Consider the following 17088-nt stretch of genomic DNA (forward strand, 5'->3'; position numbering starts at 1 on the left):
ATGATAGCGGCACGGCCCCCTCCGACGCCAGAAACGACAAGGCCCCGGACGCTGCCGGGGCCTTGTGGATAACCCTTGCGGGTCAGCGAGCGGCGGGGCTTTCCTTGCCATCCGCGCCCTCGCCTTCGAGGAAGGCTTCAACGCGACCGTTCTGCATGGCCTGCCAGTAGCGGGCACCTTTCTGCGCGTCGTACACGCCTTCCCACTTGGAGATGACCAGCACCGCCAGGGCGTTGCCGATTACGTTCAGTGCGGTGCGCGCCATGTCCATGATGCGGTCGACGCCGGCGATAAAGGCCAGGCCTTCCAGCGGAATGCCCACGCTGCCGAGGGTCGCCAGCAGCACCACGAAGGAAACGCCCGGCACGCCAGCGATGCCCTTGGAGGTGACCATCAGGGTCAGCACCAGCATCAACTGCTGGCCGATGGACAGGTCGATGCCGTAGAGCTGGGCGATGAAGATCGCTGCGATGCTCTGGTACAGGGTCGAGCCATCGAGGTTGAACGAGTAGCCGGTGGGCACCACGAAGCTGCTGACCGCCTTCGGCGCGCCGTAGGCTTCCATCTTCTCGATGATGCGCGGCAGCACGGTCTCGGAGCTGGCGGTGGAATAGGCCAGGACCAGCTCGTCCTTGAAGATGCGCATCAGCTTGATGATGGAGAAGCCGAACAGGCGTGCGGCCAGGCCCAGCACCATGAAGGCGAAGAAGGCGATGGCGAAGTACACCAGTACCACCAGCTTGGCCAGCGGCAGCAGCGAGGCGAAGCCGAAGTTGGCCACCGTCACGGCGATCAGCGCGAACACACCGATGGGGGCGTAGCGCATGATCATGTGGGTGACGCGGAACATGGCCTCGGCCACGCCCTGGAACATCTTCACCAGCGGCTCGCGAGTCGGCGCCGGCAGCGAAGACAGACCCAGGCCGAACATCACCGAGAAGAAGATGATCGGCAGCATTTCGCCACGGGCCATCGCCGCGAAGATGTTCGACGGGATCAGGTTGAGGATGGTCTCGATGAACGCGTGGTGGTGTTCGACTTCCTTGGCGGTCTGCGCGTACTGGGAGATATCCACAGTGCCCAGGGTGCTCATGTCGATGCCGGCGCCGGGCTGGAAGATGTTCGCCAGCAGCAGACCAACCACGATGGCGACCGTGGTGATGATCTCGAAGTAGATGATGGTCTTCAGGCCGATCCGCCCGAGCTTCTTAGCATCCCCCATGCCGGCGATGCCGACGATGAGCGAGGAGATGACGATCGGAACAACGATCATCTTGATCAGGCGGATGAAGATATCGCCCGCCGGCTGGAGGATGTTGCTGATCCACCAGGCCTTTTCCGCGCTGAAATGGTTGAGCGCGGCGCCCAGTGCAATTCCGAGTACCAGGCCGATGAGGATCTGCCAGGCGAGGCTGAGCTTGGCTTTGCCCATAGTGAGTCACCCTTGATTCTTGTGGAAGTCGGGGTCGCCAAACCATCGGGATGCCGACGGCCAGCGAAAAAAGGGGCGCATGATTCCGACCCACCCCTTTCCCGTCTAATGCCGGAAACGCCTACCCCATGCACAATCGGCATAGGAAAAGGCATCTGAAACCTTGGTTCCAGGTCGTAAGACCCTTGATTTTCTGCATGATCCAGGTTCCTCGATGCCTGTCACGCAGCGCTCTGCAAAGCCGTCTAGGCTTGGTGCTGATTGGCCATCAATGGCCCGGATTGTTCGGATAAGAAGTCCGCGCGCGCTCACGGGCGGGTTCTTGTTACCGGATGTACGGTCGCCGCCAGGGGACCGTCATGGATGGCCGAGGGCGAGGAAAAGGGCCCTTCGACTGCGAGGCTGGCGGGAAAGCAGGCACTGTGGATAAGTGTCGGATTCCGCTCTTCATTATTGGGATGCCGGAGGGCCGTCGATTCGGCCGACGGGGATCGGCGAGGCATTGTAGGACGGATCCTTCGGAGTGCGGATTGACCGACATCAGTGAAGTTCGAGCGGTTTCGAGCAAGGGCGCGGATACCCTGCCGCCGCGACAGCCGGGTAAGCAATGGGTTGTTCGATGTGATGAAAACACAACGCGGTGACACTCTGAATAAGGACGCTCCATGACGCGACGCTCTGTAGTACCTACCCTGCTTTTTGCCGGTGCACTCGCGCTGGCCGGTTGTTCCAGCCAGAAACCGGACGCCTCGCAGTACTCGGGCTTCCTCGGCGACTACTCGCAACTCAAGCCCGCCACTTCGCCCAGTGGCCAGCCGGTGCTGCGCTGGGTCGACCCGAACCTGAAGCTCGCGAACTACAGCTCGGTGCTGGTCGAGCGGCCGGTCTACTACCCGCCGCCCAAGCCGAACGAAAACCTCGATCAGACAACCCTCAACGAAATTCCCGACTACCTGAAGAAGCAGGTCGAACTGCAGTTGGGCAGCCGCTACCGCATCGTCCAGCAGGCTGACCGCGACACGCTGGTGCTGCGCACCGCGATCAGCGGTGTGGACGTATCGAACGAAGGCCTGCACGCCTATGAAGTCATCCCGATCGCTCTGGTGGTAGCGGCAACATCGACCGCCATCGGCACACGTGACCAGGACACCGAGGTTTTCGTGGAATTCGAGGCATTGGATGGCGCGACCAGCAAGCCGGTCGCCAAGGTGGTGCGCAAGGGTGCAGGCAAGACGCTGGAGAACTCCAGCACTCACCTCACCCTCGACGACCTGAAGCCGGTGCTCGATGGCTGGGCGCGCGACGCGGCCAACTTCAAGCCCTGACCTGTGTGGCGCTCCGGAACCGGTGCGAGCGCGTCGCCCCGGTTCCGTACGCCTTGCCTGACCCAGCCCGCTGACGCGGAGGTACTCCCTGTACCCCTAGGTCGCTCAAGACATGGCGCATCCCGAACGTCCCGGCCCCCTGGCCATGCGTACGCCGTAATGGCGACGCGGTATTCGAAATCGGTGCATCAATACCAGTTGGGATCGCTCTTGAGCTGGTCGTCGAGGATCCGTTTCACCGAATCGTCCGGCTCGCCGAGCCAGCGGAAACTGGCGTGCTTGCTCGGCGACTTGTCCGCCGGCAGGTTCTCGGGAACCTTCACATACAGCGCGTAGGCCTTGTCCTTGTCCCAGGTGAAGGCCACGTACAACCGTTCGGCGGCGCAGTTGTGCTGCTCGCACAGCTGACCCACCAGATACTTGTCGCCCTGCTCGTCCACCGCCTGCATCGGCGTGGCGGTGCCGCTGAGGTTCATCACCCAGTCCGGCAGGCGGCTCTCCTCCTTGACTACCGATTGCCAGGTTTCACGGTACTGCTCGTCGGTGGCGATCAGCTCGTTGAGGCGGTACTGCGCGTCCTTGTCCGCCTCGGCGGCCAGGGCATTCGCCCCGGCGCCGGCAAGCAGAAGGGACAGCAGGAGGCTGCGGGTAAAACTCATCGGTAAGCTCCTTGCTCGTCTTCAGCCTGGTCCGTGGGCATCAACCTCGACGACGACCCATGAAGAACGACACGATGAACAGCACCAGGAAAATCACGAACAGGATCTTGGCGATACTGGTGGCTGCGCCTGCGATACCACCGAAGCCGAGGACTGCGGCGATGATGGCGATGATCAGGAATGTCAGTGCCCAGCTAAGCATGGGGTCTCTCCTCTTCTCGTTGTCGGTTCGGCACCCACTCCAGGTGCCTGCTCCAGTGAAAGCCCGCGGAGTATTCGCAAGGCAGCCTCCGGAAGGCTTTGTCCGCCCGGGCGCTTCCGGGCACTGCGGACGTATCGGGCAGGCCCTCGGCCCGCCGGCGATTCATGAATTCGGTCAGAACACCCAGCCGCCCTGCGGTCGCGCCATCGGCTGCACCTGCGCCTGGGTCTGTGCCTGCGGGGCAGGCAGCACCTGGGGCTGGTTGCGAGCCGGCGCGGTCTGTGGATAACGCGAAGCTTCGCGGTACAGGCCAGGCGTGCTGGAGGTGGTCGGCACGTAAGCGGCCGTAACGCTGGCGGCCTGAGTGCGGGAGACCTGCATCTGCAGCTGCACCTGATTGATCAGCAGCAGCACAAGGGCACCGGCGAAGAAGATCCGGCTCCAGACATCGATTCGTGCGACGTGCACCTGGCTGTTCATTGCGCTGTTCATCCCGTTTCTCCTGCCCGCCTCCGGTCTTCTTGTTCGAGCTTCGGTCCGTTTTCTATCGGACTTTTCGCTCTCGCCGCCGCGGGTGGTTTGTTGACTGGCTTATCAGAGAAATTGCACGCCGCGTGCCAGTCTTGAATTTTCTATTTTTACCTTATAAATCAATAACTTGAATCTCGTACTAAGGTCCCTTTGAGCTGCATCCTGCACGATGGGGGAGGATTGGTCGTGCGTTTTGCAACCCCGCTTCCAGGGCGCGTCCCTGCGCCCTGTGAACCACGTCACTTCAGCGAGTGCTTGAGCTGGCTCATCTGGTCATGGCAGGCCCGCACCTTGGGCAGTTCGGCACGCAGCAACGCCTGGGTTTCCGGCGTGCCTTTCTGCATGGCGTCCTCGAAGGCATGGAGGATGCGATCCTCGGTTTCCTCCAACTGGGCGACGTAGGTGGCGCCTTCGTCGCTCGCCAGGGTGGCACGGGTGTCGGCGTAGACCTGGCGCAGCTTGCCCAACAGGGTGCCGCCGGCGGCGGGCTCCTCATGGTTGGCGGCAACCTTGCCGGCGAGAGCATTGATCACGTCGGTCTTGGCCTGCGCCATGGACTGGAACAGCCTCTGCAGACGCGCGTCCTTCACTTCCTGGATGGCGTGCTGGTAGAAGCGCTGGCCGTCGCGGGTGATCTCGATAAGTTCGTTGAGCTGACTGGTCATGCGGGACATGGGAGTTACTCCTGCAAGGAAGGGTGGAAGCGTTAGGCGGCCTGGCCGGCCACCTTCAGCGCGGTGGCATCCACCTCACGCACACCGCGGGTCTTGCGCGCGGAATCGATCAATTGCTGGCGCTCGTCAGCGCTCGGTACCTGGCCACTGAGGGTCACCACGCCATCGCGGGTGGACACACCGATGGACAGGCCATCCAGCGCGTGGGCTGAGAGGATGCCGGCCTTGATCTGGCTGGTTATCCAGGCATCGCTGACAGCCGCCTGGGCGTCGCCGACGGATTTCTCCAGCTTCTGCGTCGACGCGGCATCCGGGTCGACCTTGAGGCGGTTATCCACAGAGGTGACGCCTTCGGTCTGCGCGGCGAGATGAGCAGCCTGCTGGCTGGCGTCCTCGCTGGCAGCCGTGCCCTCCAGCGTGACGGCGCCAGAGCGACTGGTGACCTTGATATCCAGGCCATCGGCACGTTTTTCCAGCAACAGCTTGGATTTCACCTTGGCAGCGAGAGTCGCGTCGTCCCAGCGCTGCACAACGCCATCGTCCTTGGCGGCATCGCCTTTCTGCGCATCCGCCAGGGAGGCATCGACGGCCAGTTGGTTATCCACAGCGCTGATACCTTCGACACTGCCGGCAATCTGCCCGGCCAGTGCCTTCTGCTCCTCACTGGCGACAGCGCCGGTCAGTTGTGCGCGTCCGTTCTCGACGTCCACCTTGATGGCGTAAGGCTTGAGTTCGCGATTGAGATTGATGGCCGTCCAGATCGAGCCCTCCTGGCGGGCTTCGGCCAACTGCGCGGCGATTCCGGCTTCGGCAGCGTGGCTGGCGAGAGGCTGCAGGGCGAGCAGCGCGGAACCCAGGGCCAGGGCAAGGATCTTCGGGTTAGGCATGGCGGTCTCCGTCCAACGATGTTTCGCTATTGGATTCGCAAGCCCCATGCCAGTGCGCTTATTAGAATAAAAATCTTTTAATTCAATGTGTTGAGTAATTCATACAGCCCCCCTGACTGTGCACCCTGCCCGAGGGGAGCGAAAGATTCTTGCAACTTGCACGAAAATCCCTGGACTAAGCAAAATCCCACACTTAACAACAACGATTCATACGAGGAAAACGCTGAATGGACGCAACGCCTGAACAGCAGGGCCGCATCCTTCTGGTCGATGACGAGTCCGCCATCCTGCGCTCGTTCCGCTATTGCCTGGAGGACGAAGGCTATAGCGTGGCGACCGCCAGCAGCGCACAGCAGGCCGAGAACCTGCTGCAACGTCAGGTATTCGATCTTTGCTTCCTCGACCTGCGTCTGGGCGATGACAACGGCCTGGACGTTCTGGCGCAGATGCGGGTGCAGGCGCCCTGGATGCGGGTGGTGATAGTCACCGCGCATTCGGCTGTGGACACCGCCGTGGACGCCATGCAGGCCGGCGCCGCCGACTACCTGGTGAAACCCTGCAGCCCCGACCAGTTGCGCCTGGCCGCCGCCAAGCAACTGGAAGTGCGCCAGCTCACCGCGCGCATCGAGGCGCTGGAAGGAGAGATGCGCAAACAGGGCGACGTGCTGGAATCCCACAGCCCGGCCATGGCCGCTGTGCTGGAAACCGCCCGCCAGGTCGCCGCCACCGACGCCAATATTCTCATCCTCGGCGAGTCCGGCTCGGGCAAGGGCGAATTGGCGCGGGCGATCCACAACTGGAGCAAGCGCGCGAAGAAATCCTGCGTAACGATCAACTGCCCTTCCCTGACCGCCGAACTGATGGAAAGCGAGCTGTTCGGCCACAGCCGCGGTGCCTTCACCGGCGCCACCGAAAACACCCTGGGGCGCATCAGCCAAGCAGATGGCGGCACGCTGTTCCTCGACGAGATCGGCGATTTTCCCCTCACTTTGCAGCCCAAGTTACTGCGATTCATCCAGGACAAGGAGTATGAGCGCGTCGGTGACCCGGTGACCCGCAACGCCGATGTGCGCATCCTCGCCGCCACCAACCGGGATCTGGCCGGCATGGTCGCCCAGGGCGCGTTCCGCGAAGACCTGCTCTACCGTCTGAACGTCATCGTGCTGAACCTGCCGCCGCTGCGCGAACGCGCCGAGGACATCATCGGCCTGGCCGAACGCTTCCTGGCGCGCTTCGTGAAGGACTACGGCCGCCCTGCCCGCGGCTTCACCGACGAGGCCCGCGCGCTGCTGCGCCGCTACGCCTGGCCGGGGAACGTGCGAGAGCTGCGCAACGTAATTGAACGGGCGAGCATCATCTGCAATCTTGATCTCATTGGCGTGGAACAGCTCGCCATCGGGGAACAGACTTCCAACTCCGCGCCGCGCATCGGCGAGGCAATGAGCCTGGAGGAACTGGAGAAAGCCCACATCGCCGCCGTGATGGCCTCCAGCGCTACCCTTGACCAGGCGGCCAAGACTCTGGGGATCGACGCTTCCACCCTCTATCGCAAGCGCAAGCAGTACAGCCTGTGAACCTGCCTATCCCGATGACGCTGCGCACGAGGCTGTTTCTCAGCATCTCCGCACTCATCACGGTAGCCCTGCTGGGCCTGCTGCTGGGCCTGTTCAGCGTGGTGCTGACCGGCCGTCAGCAGGCCCAGCTGATCCAGCGCAACTTCGAAGCCATCGAGGTCAGTCAGCGCCTGCGCCAGGCGCTGGGCGACGAACTGGTGCAGGTTCTCAGCGCGCGACCGAGCGCTGAACATCTGGAACTGGCCCGCACGCATTTCTCCCAGGCGCTCGAGCGTGGCCGCGCGCTCGCGCGCAACAGCGGCGAACGCCAGGCCATGACGGAGATCGCCGACGCCCACCGACTGTTCGTCGAGGCGACCGATACGCCTGGACCGGGGCGCCCGGAACTGCTGGAAGACAGCGACCTCAGCCGCACCCTGGACGTCTTGCGCAACCGTTTGCTGGCGCTGCACCAGGTGGCGATGGAAAACATCAGCAACGACGAACGCTCGGCCCGTGACCGAACCTTGCTGATCAGCGGCCTGCTCGGGCTGATCGGCATCGCCATCCTGGTCGTCGGCTTTATCACCGCCCATAGCATCGCCCGGCGCTTCGGCGCCCCGATCGAGACGCTGGCCAAGGCGGCGGACAAGATAGGCCAGGGGGATTTCGACGTGACCTTGCCGGTCTCCGGCGTCGCCGAGATGTCTTCCCTGAGCCGCCGCTTCGGCCTGATGGCCGAAGCGCTGCGCCTCTATCGGGCGAGCAACACCGAAGCCCTGGGCTCAGGGCGCAAGCGCCTGCTGGCAGTGCTGGACAGCATCGATGACGGCCTGGTGATCCTTGATCGGCATGGCCGCATCGAGCACGCCAATCCGGTCGCCACGCGCCAGTTGTTCTCCCATGGCGATCCCCAGGGCCAGGACCTCGGCACGATGCTGAACAACCCGGCGCTGACCCAGGCAGTGCAGCGCGTGCTAAGTGGCAACCTTCTGGAGGAGACCCCGCAGGACCTGGTGGTGGAAGTGAGTGGCGAAAGCCGGCTGCTGACCTGGGGCATTTCGCCGGTCAGCCATGACGACGGCCGCAACATCGGCGCGGTGATGGTGGTGCGCGATGTCACCGAGCAGCGCGCCTTCGAGCGCGTGCGCAACGACTTCGTACTGCGAGCCTCACACGAACTGCGCACCCCCATGACCGGCATGCACATGGCCTTCGGCCTGCTCGCCGAGCGCCTGAAATTCCCCGCGGAATCCCGCGAGCGAGACCTGGTGCGTACGGTGGACGAGGAAATGCATCGTCTGGTGCGGCTGATCAACGATCTGCTGAACTTCTCCCGCTACCAGAGCGGCACTCAGAAGCTGGAGTTGCAGCCCTGCGACGTTGCCGACCTGCTTCGTCAGGCGAACCACCGCTTCATCGGGCCCGCAGCGGAGAAGCACATCGAGTTGGACCTGGAGATCGCCGAGGGACTGCCGCCCATCAACATCGACCGCACGCAGATCGAACGGGTGCTGGACAACCTGATCGGCAATGCCCTGCGCCACACTCCCGAGGGCGGCACTATCCGCCTGCAGGCGCGTTGCCAGGACGAGCGCGTGGCGATTGCCGTGGAAGATAGCGGCGACGGCATACCGCTCAGCCAGCAGGGACGTATCTTCGAGCCTTTCGTGCAGGTGGGTCGCAAGAAAGGCGGCGTCGGACTCGGCCTGGCCCTGTGCCGGGAAATCGTGCAATTGCACGGTGGACGCATTGCCCTGCGCTCGCAACAGGGCAAGGGCTCGCGCTTCTACCTGCTGTTGCCGGTTTAAGACGTCGGTACGGCCAGCAGCAGCGCGGCGGTTTCCAGATCCGGTTCGCCGTCGAAGCGCGCCGGGCGGAAACGCATCTGGAACGCCGCGATCACATTGCGGGTTTCCTCATCCATCACACCACCGAGCGGCACCGCGTAACCGTGGCGTGCCAGCTGCTGCTGGAACCAGACCGGTGCCGGCAATTGCCCATTCAGCTCGGCCAGCCGGCGCGACAGCTCGCCCGGCTTCGGCCAGGGAATCAGGCCCGCGTCGGCCAGCTTCTTCCAGGGAAACAGCGGGCCCGGGTCGACCTTGCGCTGCGGGGCGATGTCGCTGTGCCCGAGGATGTGTTCCGGGGTGATGCCCTGGCGCTTGGTGATGTCCTTGAGCAAGGCGATCAATGCGTCGATCTGAGCATCCGGATAGGGATACCAGATCTTGCCGCTGGGGGTGTCGCGGTAGCCGGGGTTCACCAGTTCGATGCCGATGGACGTGGAATTCAGCCAGGTCCGGCCCTGCCATTCGCTGGCGCCGGCGTGCCAGGCGCGACGGTTTTCGTCCACCAACTGGTAGATGGTCGCCGGGTTGTCGCCGATCAGGTAGTGCGCACTCACCTCGCCGTGGGTCAACAGCGCCAGCGAACGCGGCAGGTCGGCCGAGGTGTAGTGGACGATGACGTACTGGATGCGGCTGTCCTGGTTCTTCGACACGTGCTCGCGATCGATCTGCAGCCCCTTGTCGGCACAGCCGGCGAGCAGTGTGGTGAGAAGCACGAAGGTCAGGACACGCAGGGTCATGGCAGTTCTCAAGGGGACAGCATCAGGCGGCGATGTGCAGGAAGCTGCGCACGTTCTGCAGGAGCATGTTGACGCTGAGCATGATCAGCAGCATGCCGGCCAGACGCTCCACCGCCATCAGCCCGCGCGGGCCGAGGAAGCGCTGGAGGAATGCCGCCTGCATCAGGATGAAGGCGGTCGCGGCCCAGGCCAGGATCACCGCCAGATACAGCTCCCACAAGGGACCAGTGTAGGTGCTGCGCAGGGTGATCAGCATCGCCAGCGCTGACGGCCCCGCCACCGCCGGGGTAGCCAGCGGCACGAACAGCGGCTCGTTGTCCGGCATGTCGCCCAGCACGCCCTGGGGCGTGGGGAAGATCAGGCGCATGGCGACCACGAACAGGATTATGCCGCCAGCGATACCGGTGGCTTCCTTGGACAAGCCGAGTCCGGTGAGGATGTGCTCGCCCAGGGTGAGGAACAGCAGCAGCAGACCCAGCGCGAAGAGCAGTTCACGCAACGCTACCTTCAGACGGCGTTCAGCCGGTACGGATTTGAGGGCGGCGAGGAACACCGCGATATTGCCGAATGGATCGGTGATCAGAAAGATCAGGATGGCGACGCCGAGCATGACCGGGAAAACTCCAGCAAGAACGAGCCACTGCACAGCAAGGCTTTGTGAATAACAGAAAAAATCGCCCTGTGGATAACGACTTACCCACAGGGCGATGCGTTGTGAATCAGGATTTCTTGATCTTTTCCGGGCGCTTCCAGCCTTCGATCACCCGCTGCTTGACGCGACCGACGCCCAGGGTGCCGGCCGGGACTTCGGCGGTAATGGTGGAACCCGCGCCAGTCGTGGCCCCGGTGCCGATATCCACAGGCGCCACCAGCGAATTGTTGGAGCCGATGAAAACGTCTTCGCCGATAGTGGTACGCCACTTGTTGGCGCCATCGTAGTTGCAGGTGATGGTGCCGGCACCGATGTTGGAGCGCGCACCGACTTCGCTGTCACCCAGGTAGGTCAGGTGGCCGACCTTCACGCCATCCTGCAGGTGTGCATTCTTCAGCTCGACGAAGTTACCCACATGCACCTTGCGCTCCAGCACGCTGCCCGGACGCAGGCGGGCAAACGGGCCGACATCGCTGTCGGGGCCGACATGGGCGCCTTCCAGGTGCGAATTGGCCTTGATGATCGCACCGCGACGCAGCGTGCTGTCCTTGATGTAGCAGTTCGGGCCGATCTGCACGTCATCCTCGATCTCCACCTGACCCTCGAGAATCACGTTGATGTCGATGCTGACGTCGCGGCCGACGCTGACTTCGCCACGAACGTCGAAACGCGCCGGGTCGATCAGGGTCACGCCTTGAGCCATCAGGCGGCGCGCCACGCGCTGCTGGAAGAAGCGCTCCAGCTCGGAAAGCTGCAGGCGGTCATTGGCGCCCTGGGTTTCCATCGCCACCTGCGGCTGGGCAGTGGCCACGCGCAGGCCGTCCCCCACCGCCATGGCGATGACGTCGGTGAGGTAGTACTCGCCCTGGGCGTTGGAGTTGGACAACCGCGACAACCAGCCCAGCAAGCGCTCACGGGGCGCAGCGAGGATGCCGGTGTTGCCTTCGCGGATGGCACGCTGCTCGGGGGTAGCGTCCTTCTGCTCGACGATCGCCCGAACCTCGCCATCGGCGCCGCGGATGATGCGGCCGTAGCCAGTCGGATCGTCCAGCTCGACCGTCAGCAGTGCCAGCTGTTCCGGCGTGGCCTGGGCCATCAGGCGTTCCAGGGTCGGTTGCTCGATCAGCGGCACATCGCCGTAGAGGATCAGCACATTGTCTGCACTCAGGAACGGGGCTGCCTGCGCCACAGCATGGCCGGTACCCAGCTGCTGTTCCTGGATAACGAAATTCAGGTCATCCGCCTGCAGGCGCTCACGCACCAGGTCGGCGCCATGGCCAATCACCACATGGATGCGCGACGGGCCAAGGCCTCGGGCGGTATCGATCACGTGGGCAAGCATCGGTTTGCCAGCGACCGGATGCAGGACTTTCGGCAGTGCCGAGCGCATGCGGGTGCCCTGGCCGGCAGCAAGAATGACGATTTCGAGAGACATGGGTGGGAGACCGTCCTGGTGAGCGGGATTATCCGCGAGTGGAAAAAGAAAAAGGGTAGCCAAGGCTACCCTTTTCCCATTTGACGCTGAAGTCCCTGAGGACTTCGCGGCTTAGCCGCCGTACTTCTTGCGAACCTGCTGGACCGTGCGCAGTTGCGCTGCGGCTTCGGCCAGGCGGGCTGCGGCGGAGCTGTAGTCGAACTCTGCACCTTTACCTTGCAGAGCCTTCTCAGCTTCCTTCAGTGCGGTCTGGGCAGCCGCTTCGTCGAGGTCGCCTGCGCGAATCACGGTGTCGGCGAGAACCTTGACCATGTTCGGCTGTACTTCGAGGAAGCCGCCGGAGATGTAGTACACCTCCTGCTCGCCACCCTGCTTCACCAGGCGGATCGGACCCGGCTTGAGCTCGGTGATCAGCGGCGCGTGGCCCGGAGCGATACCCAGATCGCCCAGGGAGCCGTGCGCTACGACCAGCTCGACCAGACCGGAGAAGATCTCCGCTTCGGCGCTGACGATGTCGCAGTGGACTGTAATAGCCATACCCTTGCCTCACGTAATTAGGCTGTCGATGCGCTACTGCGCTAGGCCAGGCGGCGTTGGAATCGATCTCAGAATGCTCGTTTACCAACGTAAACTGCGCTTCTTCGATCAATTCCGCCTTGCCTGACCGTCGCTCGCAACGCTCCTCGACGGCCTGGGCGCCCGTTGCCGGGCGCACGGATTACAGCTTCTTCGCTTTCTCGATGGCTTCTTCGATGCCGCCGACCATGTAGAACGCCTGCTCGGGCAGGTGATCGTAGTCGCCGTTGAGGATGCCTTTGAAGCCAGCGATGGTGTCCTTCAGGGAGACGTATTTGCCCGGCGAGCCGGTGAATACTTCAGCCACGAAGAACGGCTGGGACAGGAAGCGCTGGATCTTACGAGCACGGGCCACCAGCAGCTTGTCGGCTTCGGACAGTTCGTCCATGCCGAGGATCGCGATGATGTCCTTCAGCTCCTTGTAGCGCTGCAGAACGTACTGCACGCCACGAGCGGTGTCGTAGTGATCCTGGCCGATGACCAGCGGGTCCAGCTGACGGGAAGTCGAGTCCAGCGGATCCACGGCCGGGTAGATACCCAGGGAGGCGATGTCACGGGACAGTACGACGGTGGCGTCCAAGTGGGCGAAGGTGGTCGCCGGGCTCGGGTCGGTCAGGTCATCCGCGGGAACGTAGACGGCCTGGATCGAGGTGATCGAGCCTTTCTTGGTGGAGGTGATGCGCTCTTGCAGAACGCCCATCTCTTCGGCCAGGGTCGGCTGGTAACCTACTGCGGAAGGCATACGGCCCAGCAGTGCGGATACTTCGGTACCGGCGAGGGTGTAACGGTAGATGTTGTCGATGAACAGCAGTACGTCACGGCCTTCGTCACGGAACTTCTCGGCCATGGTCAGGCCGGTCAGCGCAACGCGCAGACGGTTGCCCGGCGGCTCGTTCATCTGGCCGTAAACCAGGGCTACCTTGTCCAGTACGCCGGAATCCTTCATCTCGTGGTAGAAGTCGTTACCCTCACGAGTACGCTCGCCCACACCTGCGAACACAGAGTAACCGCTGTGCTCCATGGCGATGTTACGGATCAGTTCCATCATGTTGACGGTCTTGCCGACACCGGCACCACCGAACAGACCGACTTTACCGCCCTTGGCGAACGGGCAGACCAGGTCGATTACCTTGATGCCGGTTTCCAGCAGGTCGTTGCCGCCAGCCTGGTCAGCGTAGGACGGAGCGTCGCGGTGAATACCCCAGCGCTCTTCTTCGCCGATCGGGCCCGCTTCGTCGATCGGGTTGCCCAGCACGTCCATGATACGGCCCAGGGTCTTGGTGCCGACCGGGACGGAGATGGCTGCGCCGGTGCTTTCCACGTTCAGGCCACGCTTGAGGCCTTCGGTGGAACCCATCGCAATGGAACGAACCACGCCGTCGCCCAGCTGCTGCTGAACTTCCAGAGTGGTTTCGACGCCCTGAACCTTCAGGGCCTCGTAGATGCTCGGCACGGCATCGCGCGGGAATTCCACGTCGATCACGGCGCCGATGATTTGAACGATACGTCCGCTACTCATGTCTGGTTCCTCTGAATTTTGAACCTGTTCTTACACCGCGGCAGCGCCGCCGACGATTTCCGAGATTTCCTGGGTGATCGCCGCCTGACGCGCCTTGTTGTAGATCAGTTGCAGACCACTGATCAGATCACCGGCGTTGTCGGTAGCGTTCTTCATTGCAATCATCCGGGCCGCCTGCTCACAGGCGTTGTTCTCAACCACGGCCTGGTACACCTGGGATTCCACGTAGCGCACCAGCAGGCCGTCGAGGAGGGCCTTGGCGTCGGGTTCGTAGAGGTAGTCCCAGTGGTGCTTCAGCTCGGCATTGTCCTCGGCCACCAGCGGAATCAGCTGTTCCACGGTCGGCTTCTGGGTCATGGTGTTGACGAACTTGTTGGAAACCACGTACAGGCGATCGATACGACCTTCCAGGTAGGCATCCAGCATGACCTTGACGCTGCCGATCAGATCGTTGATCGACGGCTCTTCGCCCAGGTGGCTGATAGCTGCAACCACGTTGCCGCCATAGCTCTTGAAGAAGGATGCACCCTTGGAGCCGATCACGCAGAGATCAATCTCCGCGCCACGATCGCGCTGCCCGCTCATGTCCTTGACGAGCGCCTTGAACAGGTTGATGTTCAGGCCGCCAGCCAGGCCACGGTCGGAGCTCACCACGATGTAGCCGACGCGTTTTACTTCACGCTCGACCATGAACGGGTGACGGTATTCCGGGTTGGCGTTGGCCAGATGGCCGATCACCTGGCGAATGCGCTCCGCGTAGGGACGGCCGGCCGCCATGCGCATTTGTGCCTTGCGCATCTTGCTCACCGCCACCTTTTCCATGGCATTGGTGATTTTTTGCGTGCTTTTGATGCTCGCAATCTTGCTGCGAATCTCTTTTGCGCCTGCCATTTCACACCTATCGGTTTAGCAGGCGGGGGCCGTCACCGACCCCCGCTGCGGCTTACCAGGTTTGGGTGGCCTTGAACTTCTCGATGCCGGCCTTGATGCCTGCGTCGATTTCGTCGTTGAAGTCACCCTTCTCGTTGATCTTCGCCAGCAGAGCGGCGTTCTCACGTTGGAAGTAGGCGATCAGTGCTTGTTCGAAGGCGCCCACCTTGGCGATCTCGACGTCCTGCAGGAAGCCACGCTCGGCGGCATACAGGGACAGCGACATCTCGGCGATGGACATCGGCGCGTACTGCTTCTGCTTCATCAGCTCGGTAACGCGCTGACCATGTTCCAGCTGCTTGCGGGTCGCGTCGTCCAGGTCCGAGGCGAACTGGGCGAAGGCCGCCAGTTCACGGTACTGGGCCAGGGCGGTACGAATGCCACCGGAGAGCTTCTTGATGATCTTGGTCTGGGCCGCGCCACCGACACGGGATACCGAGATACCGGCGTTGACGGCCGGACGGATACCCGAGTTGAACATGGCGGATTCCAGGAAGATCTGGCCGTCGGTGATCGAGATCACGTTGGTCGGAACGAACGCGGAAACGTCGCCGGCCTGGGTCTCGATGATCGGCAGGGCGGTCAGGGAACCGGTCTTGCCTTTCACTTCGCCGTTGGTGAACTTCTCTACGTACTCTTCGGAAACGCGGGAAGCGCGCTCCAGCAGACGGCTGTGGAGATAGAACACGTCACCCGGGTAAGCTTCGCGGCCCGGCGGACGGCGCAGCAGCAGGGAGATCTGGCGGTAGGCAACAGCTTGCTTGGACAGATCGTCATAAACGATCAGAGCGTCTTCGCCGCGGTCACGGAAGTACTCGCCCATGGTGCAGCCGGAGTACGGAGCCAGGTATTGCAGAGCGGCGGATTCGGAAGCGCTGGCAACCACCACGATGGTGTTGGCCAGGGCGCCGTTTTCTTCCAGCTTGCGAACGACGTTGGCGATGGTCGATTGCTTCTGACCGATGGCAACGTAGACGCAGCGGATGCCGCTGTTCTTCTGGTTGATGATGGCGTCGATGGCCAGAGCGGTTTTACCGATCTGACGGTCACCGATGATCAGCTCGCGCTGGCCACGGCCAACCGGGATCATGGCGTCGACCGACTTGTAACCGGTCTGAACCGGCTGGTCTACCGACTTACGCCAGATCACGCCCGGTGCCACTTTCTCGACAGCGTCGGTCAGTTTGGCATCGATCGGGCCTTTGCCATCGATCGGGTTACCCAGGGCGTCGACAACGCGACCCAGCAGTTCCGGACCAACCGGGACTTCCAGGATGCGGCCGGTGCACTTGGCGTTCATGCCTTCTTTGAGGTCCTGGTATTCACCCAGTACCACAGCACCGACGGAGTCTTGCTCCAGGTTCAGCGCCATACCGTAGACGCCGCCCGGGAATTCGATCATCTCGCCGTACATGACGTCGGCCAGACCGAAGATGCGCACGATGCCATCGGAAACACTGACGATGGTGCCTTCGTTGCGCGCTTGCGAGGCGACGTCGAGTTTCTCGATGCGCCCCTTGATGATTTCACTAATTTCGGAAGGATTGAGTTGCTGCATGCCGCTGCCCCTTCAAACTCAAGATTTCAACGCTTCGGCCAGTTTCGCGATTTTGCCGCGCACCGAGCCATCGATTACCAAGTCGCCGGCGCGAATAACCACGCCGCCGATCAGGCTCGCGTCTTCCGACGCATGAAGTCGCACTTCGCGACTGAGCCGGGCGCTGAGAGCCTTGGCGAGTTTGTCCTGCTGTTGCTGGTCCAGGGCGAAGGCACTGGTGACCTCGACCTCGACCAATTTTTCCTGCTCGGCCTTGAGTTGCTCGAACATCACGAAGATGGTCGGCAGCAGGTCGAGCCGCTTGTTTTCAGCCACAGTCCGGACGAAGTTCTGGGCCGGAGCATTGAGCTTGTCGCCACACACGTCGATCAGCGCGTCAGCCTTGGCGGCTGCGGTCAGCTGAGGCTCCTTGAGCAGCTGGCGCACGGTGTCGTCCTGCGACACTGCAGCCAGCACACCCAGAGCAGCAGACCAATCGGCCAATTGCTGATGAGCCTGGGCGTACTCGAAAGCCGCCTTCGCGTAAGGACGAGCCAATGTGGTCAGTTCTGCCATATCGCCCTCT

At 62.7% G+C, this 17088-nt stretch carries 17 protein-coding genes; 3 read left to right on the forward strand and 14 right to left on the reverse strand.

From position 1 onward, the window contains the following. Nucleotides 1–82: 82 nt before the first annotated feature. Nucleotides 83–1432, reverse strand: coding sequence for a glutamate/aspartate:proton symporter GltP (gene gltP / locus LDJ84_RS29970; RefSeq protein WP_037010334.1), 1350 nt, complete (start codon nt 1430–1432; stop codon nt 83–85). A gap of 665 nt (nt 1433–2097) precedes the next feature. Between gltP and LDJ84_RS29975 the strand changes: the two genes are divergently transcribed. Continuing rightward, nucleotides 2098–2757 (forward strand): DUF3313 domain-containing protein, encoded by a 660-nt coding sequence (locus tag LDJ84_RS29975; RefSeq protein WP_024764992.1) that lies wholly within the window; start codon nt 2098–2100, stop codon nt 2755–2757. A 188-nt stretch (nt 2758–2945) separates the two neighbouring features. Here LDJ84_RS29975 and LDJ84_RS29980 read toward each other — a convergent pair whose 3' ends face one another. The 5 genes from LDJ84_RS29980 to LDJ84_RS30000 form a co-directional block, all read right to left on the reverse strand. Beyond that, on the reverse strand, nt 2946–3416 hold the full coding sequence (locus LDJ84_RS29980) for an inhibitor of vertebrate lysozyme family protein (protein WP_226045693.1): 471 nt from the start codon (nt 3414–3416) through the stop codon (nt 2946–2948). A gap of 40 nt (nt 3417–3456) precedes the next feature. Then, complete coding sequence (locus tag LDJ84_RS29985; RefSeq protein ID WP_017518828.1) at nt 3457–3618, reverse strand: DUF1328 domain-containing protein; 162 nt, start codon at nt 3616–3618, stop codon at nt 3457–3459. Between the two features lie 174 nt (nt 3619–3792). Continuing rightward, nucleotides 3793–4110, reverse strand: a complete 318-nt coding sequence (locus LDJ84_RS29990; RefSeq protein WP_170858188.1) for a hypothetical protein — start codon at nt 4108–4110, stop codon at nt 3793–3795. Between the two features lie 278 nt (nt 4111–4388). Further along, the gene (locus LDJ84_RS29995; protein ID WP_226045694.1) at nt 4389–4823 is read right to left on the reverse strand and encodes a ferritin-like domain-containing protein; all 435 of its coding nucleotides are present in this window, start codon (nt 4821–4823) and stop codon (nt 4389–4391) included. Between the two features lie 32 nt (nt 4824–4855). Beyond that, nucleotides 4856–5710 carry a BON domain-containing protein gene (locus LDJ84_RS30000; protein ID WP_226045695.1) on the reverse strand — a complete coding sequence of 285 codons (855 nt, stop codon included), beginning with the start codon at nt 5708–5710 and terminating at the stop codon, nt 4856–4858. Between the two features lie 227 nt (nt 5711–5937). On the opposite strand from LDJ84_RS30000, the gene algB reads away from it, so the two are divergent. Then, on the forward strand, nt 5938–7284 hold the full coding sequence (algB, locus tag LDJ84_RS30005) for a sigma-54-dependent response regulator transcription factor AlgB (protein ID WP_024764997.1): 1347 nt from the start codon (nt 5938–5940) through the stop codon (nt 7282–7284). Nucleotides 7285–7286: 2 nt separating this feature from the next. After that, nucleotides 7287–9074, forward strand: a complete 1788-nt coding sequence (locus LDJ84_RS30010; protein ID WP_226046625.1) for a KinB sensor domain-containing domain — start codon at nt 7287–7289, stop codon at nt 9072–9074. On the opposite strand, the gene LDJ84_RS30015 is transcribed toward LDJ84_RS30010, so the two are convergent. From LDJ84_RS30015 to LDJ84_RS30050, 8 genes are all read right to left on the reverse strand, one after another. Beyond that, the gene (locus tag LDJ84_RS30015; RefSeq protein WP_037010323.1) at nt 9071–9853 is read right to left on the reverse strand and encodes an N-acetylmuramoyl-L-alanine amidase; all 783 of its coding nucleotides are present in this window, start codon (nt 9851–9853) and stop codon (nt 9071–9073) included. The genes LDJ84_RS30010 and LDJ84_RS30015 overlap by 4 nt on opposite strands. Nucleotides 9854–9875: 22 nt before the next feature. Beyond that, nucleotides 9876–10463, reverse strand: a complete 588-nt coding sequence (locus LDJ84_RS30020; RefSeq protein ID WP_017518835.1) for a MarC family protein — start codon at nt 10461–10463, stop codon at nt 9876–9878. 109 nt (nt 10464–10572) lie between these two features. Continuing rightward, nucleotides 10573–11940: a bifunctional UDP-N-acetylglucosamine diphosphorylase/glucosamine-1-phosphate N-acetyltransferase GlmU gene (gene glmU / locus LDJ84_RS30025; protein WP_196912925.1), complete on the reverse strand. Its 1368-nt coding sequence runs from the start codon at nt 11938–11940 to the stop codon at nt 10573–10575. A 111-nt stretch (nt 11941–12051) separates the two neighbouring features. After that, complete coding sequence (locus tag LDJ84_RS30030) at nt 12052–12477, reverse strand: F0F1 ATP synthase subunit epsilon (protein ID WP_017518837.1); 426 nt, start codon at nt 12475–12477, stop codon at nt 12052–12054. Nucleotides 12478–12658: 181 nt separating this feature from the next. Further along, nucleotides 12659–14035, reverse strand: coding sequence for a F0F1 ATP synthase subunit beta (atpD, locus tag LDJ84_RS30035; RefSeq protein ID WP_017518838.1), 1377 nt, complete (start codon nt 14033–14035; stop codon nt 12659–12661). A gap of 30 nt (nt 14036–14065) precedes the next feature. Then, nucleotides 14066–14926, reverse strand: a complete 861-nt coding sequence (gene atpG / locus LDJ84_RS30040; RefSeq protein ID WP_017518839.1) for a F0F1 ATP synthase subunit gamma — start codon at nt 14924–14926, stop codon at nt 14066–14068. A 52-nt stretch (nt 14927–14978) separates the two neighbouring features. Further along, nucleotides 14979–16523 (reverse strand): F0F1 ATP synthase subunit alpha, encoded by a 1545-nt coding sequence (atpA, locus tag LDJ84_RS30045; RefSeq protein ID WP_017518840.1) that lies wholly within the window; start codon nt 16521–16523, stop codon nt 14979–14981. 18 nt (nt 16524–16541) lie between these two features. Continuing rightward, nucleotides 16542–17078 (reverse strand): F0F1 ATP synthase subunit delta, encoded by a 537-nt coding sequence (locus LDJ84_RS30050; protein ID WP_024765001.1) that lies wholly within the window; start codon nt 17076–17078, stop codon nt 16542–16544. Nucleotides 17079–17088 lie beyond the last annotated feature (10 nt).

Source organism: Pseudomonas sp. HS-18, assembly GCF_020401845.1.
In the GTDB taxonomy this organism is placed as follows: domain Bacteria; phylum Pseudomonadota; class Gammaproteobacteria; order Pseudomonadales; family Pseudomonadaceae; genus Pseudomonas; species Pseudomonas nitroreducens.